Source organism: Jeongeupia sp. USM3 (genome assembly GCF_001808185.1).
In the GTDB taxonomy this organism is placed as follows: Bacteria; Pseudomonadota; Gammaproteobacteria; order Burkholderiales; family Chitinibacteraceae; genus Jeongeupia.
Window position 1 is genome coordinate 986,695 of the sequence record NZ_CP017668.1, and the last position, 14,116, is coordinate 1,000,810.

A 14,116-nucleotide genomic window follows, 5' to 3' on the forward strand; every position below is an offset into this window, starting at 1 on the left:
TGTGGTCTGGCGGGCGGAAATTCAACGCCGCCATCCTGCCAAAAATGCGCCGCCCGCACGAGGCGGGCGGTTCGGTCAGGCGGCTTCCGGTTGATCGGGTTCGGCCGCGGTGCCGTAGACCAGTTGTGGCGGCTTGTCACTGTCGATCACCGCCTTGTCGACGATGACCTTGGACACCCCTTCGAGCGCCGGCAGCTCGTACATCGTATCGAGCAGGGTGCCTTCAAGAATCGAGCGCAGGCCGCGCGCACCGGTACGGCGCTCCATCGCCTTCTTGGCGATCGCCGCCAGCGCATCGCCCTCGATGTCGAGCTCGACGCCTTCCATGTCGAACAGCGCCTGGTACTGCTTGAGCAGCGCGTTCTTCGGCTCGGTGAGGATGTTGACCAGCGCGGCCTCGTCGAGTTCGTCGAGCGTCGCGATCACCGGCAAGCGGCCGACAAACTCCGGGATCAGGCCGAAGCGCACCAGATCGTCGGGTTCGACGTCATGCAGCACCGTACCGAGCCCGGCCTGTTCGTCCTTGCTGACGACTTCGGCACCGAAGCCGATCCCGCCCTTGACCGAGCGGTTGCGGATGATCTTGGCCAGCCCCTCGAACGCGCCGCCGCAGATGAACAGGATGTTGGTCGTATCGACCTGCGGCATCTCGTGGTTAGGATGCTTGCGGCCGCCGTGCGGCGGCACCGAGGCGACCGTGCCTTCGACAAGCTTGAGCAGCGCCTGCTGGACGCCCTCGCCCGACACGTCGCGGGTGATCGACGGGTTCTCGGACTTGCGGGCGATCTTGTCGATCTCGTCGATGTAGACGATGCCGCGCTGCGCCTTCTCGACGTCGAAGTCGCACTGCGCCAGCAGCTTGGCGATGATGTGCTCGACGTCCTCGCCGACATAGCCGGCTTCGGTCAGCGTGGTCGCATCGGCGATCACGAACGGCACGTCCAGGAGCTTGGCCAGCGTCTGCGCCAGCAAGGTCTTGCCCGAACCGGTCGGCCCAATCAGGAGGATGTTCGACTTGGCGAGCTCGACGCCGGCGGCGGACTTGCCGCCCTTGGTCGACAGGCGCTTGAAGTGGTTGTAGACCGCGACGGCGAGAATCTTCTTCGCCCTTTCCTGGCCGATCACGTACTGGTCGAGCGTGCCGCGGATCTCGGTCGGCACCGGCAGCTTCTTGCCGTCGCCGCCGGCCGCTTCGGCGCCCGGCAACTGCTGGACGGCTTCATCCTTGAGGATGTCGGTGCACAGCTCGATGCACTCGTTGCAGATGAAGACCTGCGGACCGGCGATCAGTTTCTTGACCTCGTGCTGGCTCTTGCCGCAGAACGAGCAGTACAGCAGTTTTTCGTTTGATTTGTCGGTCATCGTCCCCCCTCCTTGAGGTTACGCATCGGGGCGGATAGCACGGGTGGTCGGAACCCGGTGCCGGGCACCGGGCAGGTTCGGTCCTATGCCGACGCCTGGCGCGACACCAGCACGTCGTCGATCAGACCGTAGGTCTTGGCTTCGGCCGCGCTCATGAAATTGTCGCGGTCGGTATCACGCTCGATCGTATCGATCGGCTGACCGGTGTGCTTGGCAAGCATTTCGTTCAGCGAACGCTTGGTCTTGATCAGCTCGCGCGCATGAATTTCGATATCCGACGCCTGACCGGCCAGACCGCCGATCAGCGGCTGGTGGATCATGATGCGCGAGTTCGGCAGCGCGAAACGCTTACCCTCGGCACCGGCTGCGAGCAGGAAGGCGCCCATCGATGCCGCCAGGCCGTTGCACAGCGTCGACACCTTGGGCTTGATGAACTGCATCGTGTCATAGATCGCCAGGCCGGCCGTGACCGAACCGCCGGGCGAGTTGATGTAGAGGTGGATGTCCTTGTCCGGGTTCTCGCTTTCGAGGAACAGGAGCTGCGCGACGATCACGTTCGCGGTGGCGTCGTTGACCGGCCCCACCAGAAAGATCACCCGTTCGCGCAGCAGGCGCGAATAGATGTCATAGGCACGCTCGCCGCGGCCACTCTGTTCGATCACCATCGGCACGTAGCCGAGGTTCTGCGGGTCAAACTCCGATCGTTGCATGATCACCTCTCATGGTGGTTTGTTTTCAGCCCGACAAGACGACGACGGCCGGCCGGCAGCGGTATGGCGCTCATCCCTGAACGCCTCACCGCAGCCCAGGCCGGCCGCTCCAGCAGTAAGGCGCTTAGCCCTGCTGGCCCATCAGCTCGTCAAAGCCGATCGGCTTTTCAACGGCCTTGGCCTTGGACAGCACGTAGTCGACGACGTTGTCTTCGAGCGCCATCGATTCCGGACCGGCCAGACGCTGGCGGTCTTCGTAATACCAGGCGATCACGTCGGCCGGATCTTCGTAATTCTCTGCCAGATCCGCGATGATTGCCTTGATCTGTTCCGGCTTGGCTTCCAGGCCATTGGCCTTCACCAGTTCGGCCAGCACCAGGCCGAGGTGCACGCGACGCTGCGCTTGCGCTTCGAACATCGCCGGCGAGAACGGTACCAACTTGGGGTCGATGCCGCGTTGTTTCAAGTCAGCCTGAGCCTGTTCGGCCAGACGACCGATTTCCAGGCCGACCAGCGACTTCGGCAGATCGACCGGCGCCGCTTCGATCAGCGCGGTCATGACGTTTTCCTTGGCGCGGGCCTTCAGGCGGAAACGCACTTCGCGCTCAAGGTTCTTCTTCACTTCGTCGCGCATTTTGGCGACGTCGCCGTCGGCGATGCCCATGGCCTTGGCGAAGTCTTCGTTGACTTCCGGCAGTTGAGCAGCAGCAACGTTCTTGACGGTGATCGCGAACACTGCGGTCTTACCGGCCACGTCCTTGCCGTGGTAGTCGGCCGGGAAGTTGACCTCGACATCCTTGGTCTCGTCTTCCTTCATGCCGCGGATGCCGGCTTCGAACTCGGGCAGCATCTGGCCCTTGCCGAGCAGGAAGGCGTAGTTGTCGGCCGAACCGCCGTCGAAGGCTTCGCCGTCGATGGTGCCCTTGAAGTCGATGATGACGCGGTCTTCATCGGCTGCGGCGCGCTCGACGCGCTCGTAGCGGGTGCGCTGCTTGCGCAGGATGTCGACGGTCTTGTCAATTTCCGCGTCGCCGATGGTCAGCGCCGGCTTTTCGATTTCCTTGCCGGCGAAATCGCCGATCACGACTTCCGGGTAGACTTCGAAGGTCGCGATGAACTGGAAGTCGCCGTCTTCGGCAGCGTCGGCCTTCGGCTCGAAGCGCGGGTAGCCTGCCACTTGCAGCTTCTGTTCCTGCACGGCCTGGCCGAACGAGCGCTCGACGGTTTCGCCGAGCACTTCTTCCTGAACGCGGAAACCGTACTGCTGCGCGACGATCTTGATCGGCGCCTTGCCCGGACGGAAACCGGCGATCTTGGCGGTCTTGGCGACACGCTTCAGGCGGGCATCGACCTGCTTGCCGATTTCTTCACGCGGGACGGAGAAGCTGAGACGGCGCTCAAGCCCGTTCAGGGTTTCCAGTTGTGCTTGCATCGTAACCTTCCTTGGAATTTGAGTGTCGCTCGCGGCGGCAGGCCGCGATCAGAGTTCGGGGCTGGTCTTTCCGGCGGCAAGTCAGCGCCTTGCCGCCAATGGTGCGAGCGGAGAGACTCGAACTCTCACGTCTTACGACGCTGGAACCTAAATCCAGTGCGTCTACCAATTCCGCCACGCTCGCAACGCCGAAGACTTTGAAACCGCACAATGCGCGGCAGCCTGCAGACAAGCCGACGATTATAGGGGAAAGCGCCGGCAAAAAACAAACCGCGCCGCTACAGTCTGGCCGCAACACGGCTGTGTCATACTCGCGACGAAAGCCGGCTTCCGCCCGAAGCCCGGCCTTCGACCCAAACCGCCGGCCCCGAACCCTTCCCTGCCCACCGTCATGCACGCCCTTCCCCCTTACTCCCTGCTTCGGGTTCTGATCGAAGGCGATCCGGCGACGACCGGCCCGTTGCGCTGGTGGGGCCGTCATGCCGACGGCATGACCGAAGCCGGTGTCTGCCCCGTTGACGCCCTGCCGGCGGCCGGGCAGCTTGAATGGCTGATCCACCCTGCCCACGCCGGCGTGCACGCGCTGACGCTGCCGCGCCAGTCGCCGGCCAGGCTGCGCACACTGCTGCCGCACGCGCTCGAGGACGAGCTGCTCGCGCCGGTCGCCGGGCTGCACTTGGCGATGCAACGCGAGAACGACGGCCGGGTCGCGGTCCGCAGCGTCGACCGCACCTGGCTCGACAGCTGGCGCCAGCGCTTTACCGCACGTCCGCCGGCAGCGGCCTGGGCACTGGCCGACCTGCTGCCGGCCGGCGATGCACAATTGCCGCTCGGTGGCGGCGTGCTGCTGCGTACCGCCGGCAGCGAGGCCGGCTGGCTCGACGACGCGGCGCTGGCCGGCGTTATCGCCGGCGACAAGCCGCCGGAGCAGTTCGACATCGACGAGCTCGCGCTCGGGCCGTGTCACGTCAACGTGCTGCAGGGGGAATTTGCGCCGCGCGCGACGCCACGCCTCGACTGGCGGCAATGGCGCCGCACCGGGCTGCTGGCCGGCGTGCTGCTGACCCTGCTGCTGATCGGCCAGATTGCGCGCTGGTGGGAGTTGCGCCACGACGTCGATGCACTGAAACGCGGCTTGCGGCAAAGCTATGCCGCGGCCTTCCCCGGCGAACCGGTCGTCGACCCGGCACTGCAGCTCGCTAGCAAGCTACGCCAGCGTGGCGGCGATACCGGCCTGCTCGCGCGCCTGCAGCAAATCGACAGTAGCGATGTCGCCGCGGGTGCAATCGGCCGGATCGACTACCGCAACGGCGAGCTGGCAGTGGAACTGACGCCGGCCGCAGCCGATGCGATCTCGGCCCGGCTTGCCGCCAACGGCATTACTCCCAAGCGCGAACCGGCCGGCGACGGCCGCGTCCGGCTGCAATGGTGAACCCCATGCTCAAGTCGTTACGGAACTGGTGGCAAGGACGCATGCCGCGCGAGCGGGCGATGCTGGCCGGCGGCGCCTGCGTGGCCGTTGCCGCGCTTTATGTCGGCAGCTGGCAATCGCTGTCGGACACGTCGGCCAGGCTGGCACGGCAACTGCCCAGGCTCGAGTCGGAGCTGGCCGAGCTGCAGCGCGGTGTGGCGGAATTCAGACGCTCGGGCGCGCCCACCGCCACGGCGCCCAAGCCGGGCGAGTTGCGCCAGCATGTACAGGCCGCGCTCGATGCGCACCAGATCAACGCCGAGCTGCAGGCGCTGCCGGGCGAGCAGCTGAAGATCAACCTGAGCAGCGTCGCGTTCGGCCAGGTGCTGGCGCTGCTCGGCGCACTGGAAAACGATCAGGGCCTGCGCATCGTCCGCGCCGATATCCGCGGCGACAAAGGCACGGTCCAGGCCGAATTGCAGGTGCAGCCATGAAGCCCCTCGGTAATCGGCGCCTGCTGATCGTGTTCTCGGCCTGCCTGGCCGCCGCGGTCATCGGTCGCCTGCCGGCAAGCCTGTTTGCCGGTCTGGTGCCGGCGCCGCTGCAGCTGGGCAGCGTCAGCGGCACGCTCTGGAGCGGTCGCGCTGCGCAGGTCGGCATCAACGGCCAGGAACTGGTGCGCGGACTGTCGTGGCAATGGCGCCCTGCCGCGCTGCTGCGCGGCGAGCTGGGCTGGTCGCTCCGCGGCGATCCGGCAACCCCGCTCTCGGCCGAACTTCACGCCGGCCCGACCGGCATCGGCCTGCGCAATTTCGACGCCCGGCTGCCGGCGGCGCCGCTGCTGGCCCTGGCCAAGCCACTGGCGCCGTTCCAGCTCGGCGGCACGCTGGCGATCCGCGCCGGCGAGATCGGCCGCGATGCGCTGAGCGCCGCCCAGGTGCAGTGGCTCGATGCAAGCTCGCCGATCACGCCGCAGGCCAACCCGTTCGGCAGCTACAAGCTGGACCTGAGCCGTGACGGGCAGCGGCTGAACTGGCGCATGGCGCCGCTCGGCGGTCGCCTGGACGTCGCCGGCGACGGCAGCGTCGGCCCGGCAGGGCCGCAGGGCACGCTGACGCTGCGACCGGCCGACGGCCAGGCCGCGCTGTTCGCACCGCTGCTCGACAGGCTGCCCGGCGATGCCCGCGCGCGGACGCTGCAGCTCGGCGCGCCGTGAGCGGCGCAAGCCGCTTATAATCGCGGTTTCCGCCGAACCCGACAGGATACCGACATGAAAAAGATCGAAGCGATCATCAAACCGTTCAAGCTCGACGAAGTACGCGAAGCGCTGTCCGACCTGGGCATTTCCGGCCTGACCGTCACCGAGGTCAAGGGTTTCGGCCGCCAGAAGGGCCACACCGAGCTGTACCGCGGCGCCGAGTACGTCGTCGACTTCCTGCCCAAGGCCAAGGTCGAGGTCGTGCTGGCCGATGATCAGGTCGACGCGGCGATCGAGGCGATCGTCAAGGCTGCGAACACCGGCAAGATCGGCGACGGCAAGATCTTCGTCTCGCCGGTCGAGCATGTCGTGCGCATCCGCACCGGCGAAATCAACGAGCAGGCACTGTAAGCCCCGCTACCGCGACGAAGCCCGGCGCCGCCGGGCTTTTTCATGCCCGCCGAGCACGCCCCGTCCGGCAGCGGCCAGCGTCGCCCCGCCGGATCGAGCCGCATTTCACTGCGACGGCCGGACCGGACGGCAACCTGCCGCACTAGACATCCTGCGGATCGACGTCGATCACCCAGCGCACGCCCTTCGGCGGCTTGGCCGCGAGCAGTCCGGCCAGATGGGCGGCCGCCGCGACGACCGGGCCGCGCGTCGGCGCGGTCACGAGCAGTTGCGCCCTTTCCCAGCCGGCCTTGCGGCTCATCGTCGCCGCGATCGGGCTCATCGCCTGCACGTCCTGCCCGGCCAGCGCGCCACGCAGCGCATTCAGGAAGGCCAGCGCGGTGTCGATGCGCTTGGCTTCGGCACGGACCATCAGCCAGGCGGCGCACGGTGGCAGCATCAGTTCGCGCCGCGCCGCCAGCTGCGCGTCGGCAAACGCCGCGTAGTCGCCGGCCAGCAGCGCCGCATAGAACGGGTGCTCGGGATAGCGCGTCTGGATCAGCACCTGCCCCGGCTGGCCGGCGCGGCCGGCGCGGCCGGCCACCTGCAGCAGTTGTGCGAACAGCCGCTCCTCGGCGCGGAAGTCGACGCTGAACAGGCCGGCGTCGGCGTTGAGCACGACGACAAGCTGCAGATTGGCGAAATCGTGGCCCTTGGCGAGCATCTGCGTGCCGACGAGCAGCCGGATCTCGCCGTCGTGCACCTGCGCCAGCATCGCCTCGAGGCTGCCCTTGCGGCGGGTGTTGTCGCGGTCGATGCGCAAGGGCGGCGTATCGGGAAAGCGTGCGGCGAGCGCGTCCTCGATCCGCTGCGTGCCCTGCCCCAGCGGCTTGAGGTCGGCGTTGCCGCAGTCCGGACACTCGGCCGGAATCGCGCACTCGAAGCCGCAGTGGTGGCAGCGCAGCCGGCGATCGCCGAGGTGCAGCACCAGCCTGGCCTCGCAGCGCCTGCAGTTGCTGACCCAGCCGCACTCGTTGCACGCCAGCACCGGCGCATAACCGCGGCGATTGATGAACACCAGCGCCTGGCCGCCGCGCGCCAGCGTCGCGCGCAAGCGCTCGAGCGCCAGTGGATGGATGCCGTCCTGCAGCGCGATCCGGCCGGTCGGCAGCACCTCGAGCGTCGGCGCCACCGCGCCGGCAACGGCGCGCAGCGGCAGGTCGAGCCGCGCGTAGCGGCCTTCGCTGGCGTTCTTCCACGTTTCGATGCTTGGCGTCGCCGAGCCGAGCAGCACCGGCAGCTTGCGGTCGCGCGCACGCCAGACGGCGAGATCGCGCGCCGAATAGCGCACGCCCTCCTGTTGCCGGTACGAGCCGTCGTGCTCTTCGTCGACGACGATCAGCCCCAGCCTCGGCAGCGGCGTGAACACCGCCAGCCGCGTACCGAGGACGATGCGCGCTTCGCCGCGCGCCGCCTGCAGCCAGTTGCGCGTGCGCTCGCCGTCGGCGAGACCGCTGTGCAGGCTGACGATGGCCTCGTCGGGAAAGCGGGCGCGAAACCGCGCCTCGAGTTGCGGTGTCAGGTTGATCTCGGGCACCAGCACCAGCACCTGCTCGTCGCGCGCCAGCCGTTGGGCGATCGTGCGCAGATAGACCTCGGTCTTGCCCGAGCCGGTCACGCCGTAGAGCAGGAAGGCGGCAAAGCCGTCGGCGGCATCCACGGCGGCCACCGCGGCCGCCTGCGCCGCGTTGAGGGCCGGCAACGCCGCCTGCCGCGGTGCGCCGCCGGCCCGGTCCGGCGCGACGGCGACGACCTCGCCGGCAGCCTGCCAGTCGGCCAGCCAGCGCAGCGCGTCACCCGCGACGTCGCGTACGGCTTCGCGCGATTGCGGCGTGCGCAGCAGCTCGGCGAGCTGGCGCTGCTTCTTCGCCCGCGGCGACAGCCGCGCCAGCAGGGCATCGGCATTGGCGGCCTGCCAGCGCCAGTTCGTCCCGTCGCCGCTCCATGGTCTGGGCTGTCGCAGCGCCGCCGGCAAGGCGGCAGCAAGCACCATGCCCAGCGGTGCGGCGTAGTAGTCGGCGCAGAACCGGCACAGCGCGAGCACGTCGGCCGGCAGCGCGGGCAGGTCGGCGGGCGCGTCGGCGATGTCCTTGAGATTGGGAAAATCGGGCGGGACATCGCCGGCCGCCAGCACGATGCCGGACAGGGTCTGGCGTCCGAACGGCACGATCACCCGCTCGCCGACCCCGGCCGCTCCGGCCGGCGCGCGGTAGTCGAAACAGCGCGGCAAGGGAAGATCAAGAGCGACCGAGAGGTAGACGTACGGCATTCTGGGTTGGTTCAAGACGGAATATTGCCGCTCGAGAAAACTACCCACAAATTATGTGGATAACTTTGTGAACAGCTGCTGCGGATGTGCCCCAAAGCCAGTATCACTCTTGATTCAGCTAGGTTGCACAAATTTTAAACCGAATTCCTATTTCGTTATAAATCAAAGACTTAGCAAAATTATGCGATGCTGAAATATCTGCAGATCGGGCTTGACAAGCCTTGTCGGCCACGGCCTAGCTTTGTTAATAACTTACGTTCAACATCAGCGTAATTTCTGACGGGTTCCGGCTAAAGCCTTGTCATATTTGAGATTTTGCTATGCAACATGACGTTGCCGTGAAAGCTTGTGCACGGTATCGACCAGTGCGGCAACATGCTCGGGCGGGGTGAACTGATTGATGCCGTGGCCGAGGTTGAAGACGTGGCCGCTGCCGTCACCATAGGACGCCAGCAAGCGCCCGACCTCGGCCTCGATCGCCGCCGGTTTGGCAAACAGCGCGTTCGGGTCGAAATTGCCCTGCAGCGCGACCCGGTCGCCAACGCGACGGCGCGCTTCGGCCAGGTCGACGGTCCAGTCGAGGCCGAGTGCATCGCAGCCGGTGCCGGCCAGATCCTCGAGCCACAGCCCGCCACCCTTGGTGAACAGGATCACCGGAACGCGGCGGCCGTCGGCCTCGCGTTTCAGGCCGGCGACGATGCGGCGCATGTAGGCGAGCGAGAATTCCTGATACTTGCCGTAGGCCAGCGCCCCGCCCCAGGTGTCGAAAATCTGCACCGCCTGTGCACCGGCGTCGATCTGCGCATTCAAGTAGGCGGTGACCGTCTGCGCGTTCACCTCGAGGATGTGGTGCAGCAGTTCGGGCCGGTCGTACATCATCGTCTTGATGCGGCGGAAGTCGCTCGAGCTGCCGCCTTCGATCATGTAGCAGGCCAGCGTGAACGGGCTGCCCGAGAAACCGATCAGCGGCACGCGGCCGTCCAGCGCCTTGCGGATCGACGAAACTGCATCGAACACGTACTGCAGCTCGGACAGATCGGGCACCGCCAGCTTGCGGATGTCGGCCTCATGCTGCAGCGGCCGTTCGAACTTCGGTCCCTCGCCTTCGGCGAAGTACAGCCCCAGACCCATCGCGTCGGGGACGGTGAGGATGTCCGAGAACAGGATCGCCGCGTCGAGCGGGAAGCGCTCGAGTGGCTGCAAGGTGACCTCGGTTGCCAGTTCGGTGTTCTTGCACAGCTGCAGGAAGGAGCCGGCCTGCTTGCGCGTCGCGCAGTATTCCGGCAGATAGCGGCCGGCCTGGCGCATCAGCCAGACCGGGGTGTAATCGACAGGCTGACGCAGCAGCGCGCGCAGGAAGGTATCGTTTTGCAGTTGGGTCATGAGTCGTCAATCCCGGATCAGGCAAGCTGCCAGCTGCCGTCGCCGAGTGTTTCCAGATGATGGTTGTGGAAGGTGCGCAGCGTCGAACGGTGGCCGACGCTGACGATGATGCTGTCGGGCAGCCGGTCTTCGACCAGCTGGTACAGAATGGCTTCGTTGGCTTCGTCGAGCGCCGAGCTCGCCTCGTCCATCATCAGCACGGCCGGACGGATGAACAGCGCGCGCGCGAAGGCGATACGCTGCTGCTCGCCGAGGCTGAGGATGTGCGACCAGTTGTCGACGTCGTCGAGCCGGCCGACCAGATGCTCGAGCCGGACCGCGGCGAGCAAGGCGTCGAGTTCGGCGTCATCGCGCAACGGCTGTGCCGGGTAGCACAGCACCTCGCGCAGCGTGCCGAGCGGCAGATACGGCTTCTGCGCCAGGAACAGCACGCCCCGCTCCTTGACGTAGGCCATCTCGCCCTGTGAATACGGCCAGATGCCGGCCAGCGTACGCAGCAGGGTCGATTTGCCGCTGCCCGACGGGCCCTGTACCAGCAGACGATCGCCCGCCTTGAGTTCGAGCTTCAGGTCGGCGAACAGCGGCGTGCCGTCGGGCTTGTGGACGTTCAGGCCGTCGATGCGCAGCCCTTCGGCCGATGTCGCCGGACGCGCAACCGGCAGCGCATCGGCCTTGCTCAGGCTGTCCTCGAAGGTGATCAGCCGGTCGATGATCGCTTTCCAGTTCGCCAGCGACGAAAAACTGCCGATGACGAAGTCGAGCGCGCCGTAAACCTGCCCGAAGGCGCTGTTGATCTGCATCAGCCCGCCAAGCTGGATCTCCTTGGCGAAGTAACGCGGCGCCGCAACGATGATCGGGAAAATGATCGCCAGTTGCCCCCAGAACGACGTGAACCAGATCAGTTTCTTCTGCCGGCGGATCAGCGCCCAGTAATTGGCGACGAAGGCATCGATTCGCGCGCGCAGCGTGCGGGTTTCACCGACTTCGCCGTGATACAGCGCAACCGATTCGGCGTTCTCGCGCACCCGGACGAGGCCGAAACGGAAGTCGGCCTCGCGGCGCTGCTGTTCGAAGTTGAGCTTGACCAGCGGCCGGCCGACCAGCACGGTCACGACCGAGCCGACCAGCGCATAGATCAGCGCAACCCAGACCATGTAGCCGGGAATGTTGAACTCGTGACCGCCGAGCGTGAAATGCAGCGGCCCCGACAGCGTCCACAGGATGGTGACGAAGGAGAAGAACGTCACCAGCGAGTTCATCAGCCCGAGCGCCAGCCCGAGCGTGCTGGTCACGAACATCTGCGTGTCTTCGGCAATCCGCTGGTCCGGGTTGTCGGTCTGGCGGTCGGTCAGCTGCAGGCGGTAATAGCCCTGGTGCTCGAGCCAGCGTCGCGACATGTGCGCGGCAAACCAGCGCCGCCACTTGATCTCGAGCATCTGCTGCAGATAGAAGCGGTAGACGCTGATGAAGATCCAGATCGCCGCCAGCCAGCTGAATTTGACGATCGCCGCCTTGAAGCCGCCGGCATCGAGGTTCTGCAACGTGTTGTAGAAGGTGTTGTACCAGCTGTTGAACAACACGTTCATGTAGACCGAACCGAGGTTCAGCCCGACGACAACGGCGAGCAGGCCGTAGGCCTTCCACTTCTCCTCGCTGGTCCAGAACGGCCTGGCGAGCCGCCAGAACTGCCGGAACAGGTGTCGGACTGTAGGTACATTGGCGGGTGCGGATGCCTGCATCGCGTCGGGGCCTCGGGGCTTAAGCAAAAACGGGCGAGACCGGCTCGCCCGCGGGGATCTGCGTCGTTACGGGCAGGGACGTTGTGTCCAGCCCTTCTGGCCGCGGCGGCACAGCCAGTCCTGCCTGACCGCATCGATCTTCCAGACGTCGTCGAAGCGCAGCGCGAACGCATAGCGCTGCGTGGCGACGGCATCGTCGAGCAGGCCCTGCATTTCGACCTTCAGCGACACATGGTCGGGAATCTCGCCGCCCTTGCCCTGCTGGACGATCGTCAGGTTCCGGTACTCGGACAGCCCGTACTCGTCAGCGATCCGGTCCTTCAGGTAGTCGAACACCACCTCGACCGGCGCATGGCCGGGCTTGCCGGTATAGATCGGCGCAGCGGCCTTCGCCGGCGCATCGGCAGCAAAGGCCGTGCCGCCGAAGCCCAGCGCCACGGCGAGCAGCAATGCGCGCATCAGCCGTTTTCCTTCGCCCACGAATCGCGCAGCGTCACGGTCCGGTTGAACACCGGCTTGCCGCCGGGCTGGTGGTCGTGACTGTCGGTGACGAAATAACCGAGGCGTTCGAACTGGTAGCGCGTTTCCGGCGCCGCATCCTTGACGCAGGCTTCGACATAGCCGGTGACGACCTTGAGCGAGTCGGCATTGATGAACTGCTTGAAGTCGACGTACTGGCCGTCATCGCCGCGCACCGCATCCGGACGCGCCTCGGTGAACAGCCGGTCGTACAGGCGCACTTCGGCCTCGACGGCGTGCTCGGCCGACACCCAGTGGATCACGCCCTTGACCTTGCGGCCGACCGGGTTCTGGCCCAGCGTATCCGGGTCGATCGAGCACTTCAGTTCGACCACCTTGCCGTCGGCATCCCTGACCACGTCATCGCACTTGATCACGTAGCTGTAGCGCAGGCGGACCTCGCCGCCCGGCGTCAGCCGCTGCCATTTCGGCGGCGGCACTTCGGCGAAGTCGTCGCGTTCGATGTAGAGCTCGCGCGCGATCGGCACCAGGCGCTCGCCGAACTCCTCGTGGTGCGGATGGAACGGCGCGCTGCGCGAACCGGTGGTCGCCGGGTCGAAATTGGTCAGCGTCACCTTGATCGGATCGAGCACCGCCATCACGCGCGGGCTGGCTTCTTCCAGCGTCTCGCGCACGGCGCCTTCGAGCGACGAAAAGTCGACGACGTTCGGCGTCTTCGACACGCCGGCGCGCTGCGCGAACAGCCGTACACCCTCGGGGCTGTAGCCGCGGCGGCGCATGCCCGAAATCGTCGGCATGCGCGGATCGTTCCAGCCGGTGACCAGCTTTTCGTCGACGAGTTGCTTGAGCTTGCGCTTCGAGGTGACGACGTAGAGCGTTTCCAGCCGCGAAAACTCGATCTGCTGCGGATGGTTGCCGATGCTGATGTTGTCGAGCACCCAGTCGTACAGCGGCCGGTGGTCTTCGAATTCGAGCGTGCACAGGGAATGCGTTATGCCTTCGATCGCGTCCGAAATGCAGTGCGTGTAGTCGTACATCGGGTAGATGCACCAGTCATTGCCGGTGCGGTGGTGTTCGGCCCGCTTGATCCGGTAGATCACCGGATCGCGCATGTTCAGGTTCGGGCTCTGCATGTCGATCTTCAGCCGCAGCGTCTTGCTGCCGTCGGCGAACTCGCCGGCCTTCATGCGCCGGAACAGGTCGAGGTTTTCCTCGGCCGAGCGCGAGCGGTACGGGCTTTCACGGCCCGGCACCTCGAAGTTGCCGCGGTATTCGCGCATTTCTTCCGGTGTCAGGTCGCAGACAAAGGCCTTGCCGTTCTGGATCAGCTCCTCGGCGTAGTCGTACAGCTGCTGGAAGTAGTTCGATGCATAGCGCGTCTCGCCGCTCCACTCGAAGCCGAGCCAGCGCACGTCATCCTGGATCGCGTGGACGTACTCGTCCTCTTCCTTCTCCGGATTGGTGTCGTCCATGCGCAGGTTGCACAGGCCCTGGTAATCCTGGGCGATGCCGAAATTGACGGTGATCGCCTTGGCGTGGCCGATATGCAGATAGCCGTTGGGCTCGGGCGGAAAACGCGTCTGCACGGCGCTGCGCTTGCCGCTGGCGAGATCGGTATCGATGATGTGGCGGATGAAGTTGCTGACCGGAAGCTCGTTGCTCATGCTCGATGGGGCTGTCGA

At 66.0% G+C, this 14,116-nt stretch carries 12 protein-coding genes and 1 tRNA gene; 4 read left to right on the plus strand and 9 right to left on the minus strand.

Going from position 1 to position 14,116, the window contains the following annotated elements; all coding sequences use genetic code 11:
• Window positions 1-75: 75 nt before the first annotated feature.
• From clpX to BJP62_RS04490, 4 genes are all read right to left on the minus strand, one after another.
• Entirely contained in the window at window positions 76-1,362 is a 1,287-nt protein-coding gene (clpX, locus tag BJP62_RS04475; RefSeq protein WP_070527052.1) for an ATP-dependent protease ATP-binding subunit ClpX, read from the minus strand.
• Window positions 1,363-1,445: 83 nt separating this feature from the next.
• Window positions 1,446-2,072, minus strand: a complete 627-nt coding sequence (gene clpP, locus BJP62_RS04480; protein WP_070527055.1) for an ATP-dependent Clp endopeptidase proteolytic subunit ClpP — start codon at window positions 2,070-2,072, stop codon at window positions 1,446-1,448.
• A 124-nt stretch (window positions 2,073-2,196) separates the two neighbouring features.
• Window positions 2,197-3,504 (minus strand): trigger factor, encoded by a 1,308-nt coding sequence (gene tig / locus BJP62_RS04485; RefSeq protein ID WP_070527058.1) that lies wholly within the window; start codon window positions 3,502-3,504, stop codon window positions 2,197-2,199.
• 99 nt (window positions 3,505-3,603) lie between these two features.
• Window positions 3,604-3,688 (minus strand) — tRNA-Leu (locus tag BJP62_RS04490).
• A gap of 207 nt (window positions 3,689-3,895) precedes the next feature.
• Here BJP62_RS04490 and gspL point away from each other — a divergent pair.
• The 4 genes from gspL to BJP62_RS04510 are packed head-to-tail and all read left to right on the plus strand — an operon-like array spanning window position 3,896 to window position 6,524.
• Window positions 3,896-4,936, plus strand: coding sequence for a type II secretion system protein GspL (gene gspL, locus BJP62_RS04495; protein ID WP_083300702.1), 1,041 nt, complete (start codon window positions 3,896-3,898; stop codon window positions 4,934-4,936).
• Between the two features lie 5 nt (window positions 4,937-4,941).
• Window positions 4,942-5,409: a type II secretion system protein GspM gene (gspM, locus tag BJP62_RS04500; protein ID WP_168163793.1), complete on the plus strand. Its 468-nt coding sequence runs from the start codon at window positions 4,942-4,944 to the stop codon at window positions 5,407-5,409.
• On the plus strand, window positions 5,406-6,131 hold the full coding sequence (gene gspN, locus BJP62_RS04505; protein WP_070527066.1) for a type II secretion system protein N: 726 nt from the start codon (window positions 5,406-5,408) through the stop codon (window positions 6,129-6,131). The genes gspM and gspN overlap by 4 nt, the downstream gene beginning before the upstream one ends.
• 54 nt (window positions 6,132-6,185) lie before the next feature.
• Complete coding sequence (locus tag BJP62_RS04510) at window positions 6,186-6,524, plus strand: P-II family nitrogen regulator (protein ID WP_070527068.1); 339 nt, start codon at window positions 6,186-6,188, stop codon at window positions 6,522-6,524.
• A 142-nt stretch (window positions 6,525-6,666) separates the two neighbouring features.
• Here BJP62_RS04510 and BJP62_RS04515 read toward each other — a convergent pair whose 3' ends face one another.
• The 5 genes from BJP62_RS04515 to BJP62_RS04535 all read right to left on the minus strand — a co-directional run bounded on the left by BJP62_RS04515 (window position 6,667) and on the right by BJP62_RS04535 (window position 14,098).
• On the minus strand, window positions 6,667-8,847 hold the full coding sequence (locus tag BJP62_RS04515) for a primosomal protein N' (RefSeq protein ID WP_236943660.1): 2,181 nt from the start codon (window positions 8,845-8,847) through the stop codon (window positions 6,667-6,669).
• Between the two features lie 303 nt (window positions 8,848-9,150).
• Window positions 9,151-10,215, minus strand: coding sequence for a uroporphyrinogen decarboxylase (gene hemE / locus BJP62_RS04520; protein WP_070527074.1), 1,065 nt, complete (start codon window positions 10,213-10,215; stop codon window positions 9,151-9,153).
• 17 nt (window positions 10,216-10,232) lie between these two features.
• On the minus strand, window positions 10,233-11,954 hold the full coding sequence (locus BJP62_RS04525; protein WP_070527076.1) for an ABC transporter ATP-binding protein/permease: 1,722 nt from the start codon (window positions 11,952-11,954) through the stop codon (window positions 10,233-10,235).
• 66 nt (window positions 11,955-12,020) lie between these two features.
• A complete protein-coding gene (locus BJP62_RS04530) occupies window positions 12,021-12,413 on the minus strand; it encodes a hypothetical protein (protein ID WP_070527079.1) in 393 nt (130 codons plus the stop codon).
• A complete protein-coding gene (locus BJP62_RS04535) occupies window positions 12,413-14,098 on the minus strand; it encodes a glutamine--tRNA ligase/YqeY domain fusion protein (RefSeq protein WP_070527082.1) in 1,686 nt (561 codons plus the stop codon). The genes BJP62_RS04530 and BJP62_RS04535 overlap by 1 nt, the downstream gene beginning before the upstream one ends.
• Between the last annotated feature and the right edge of the window lie 18 nt (window positions 14,099-14,116).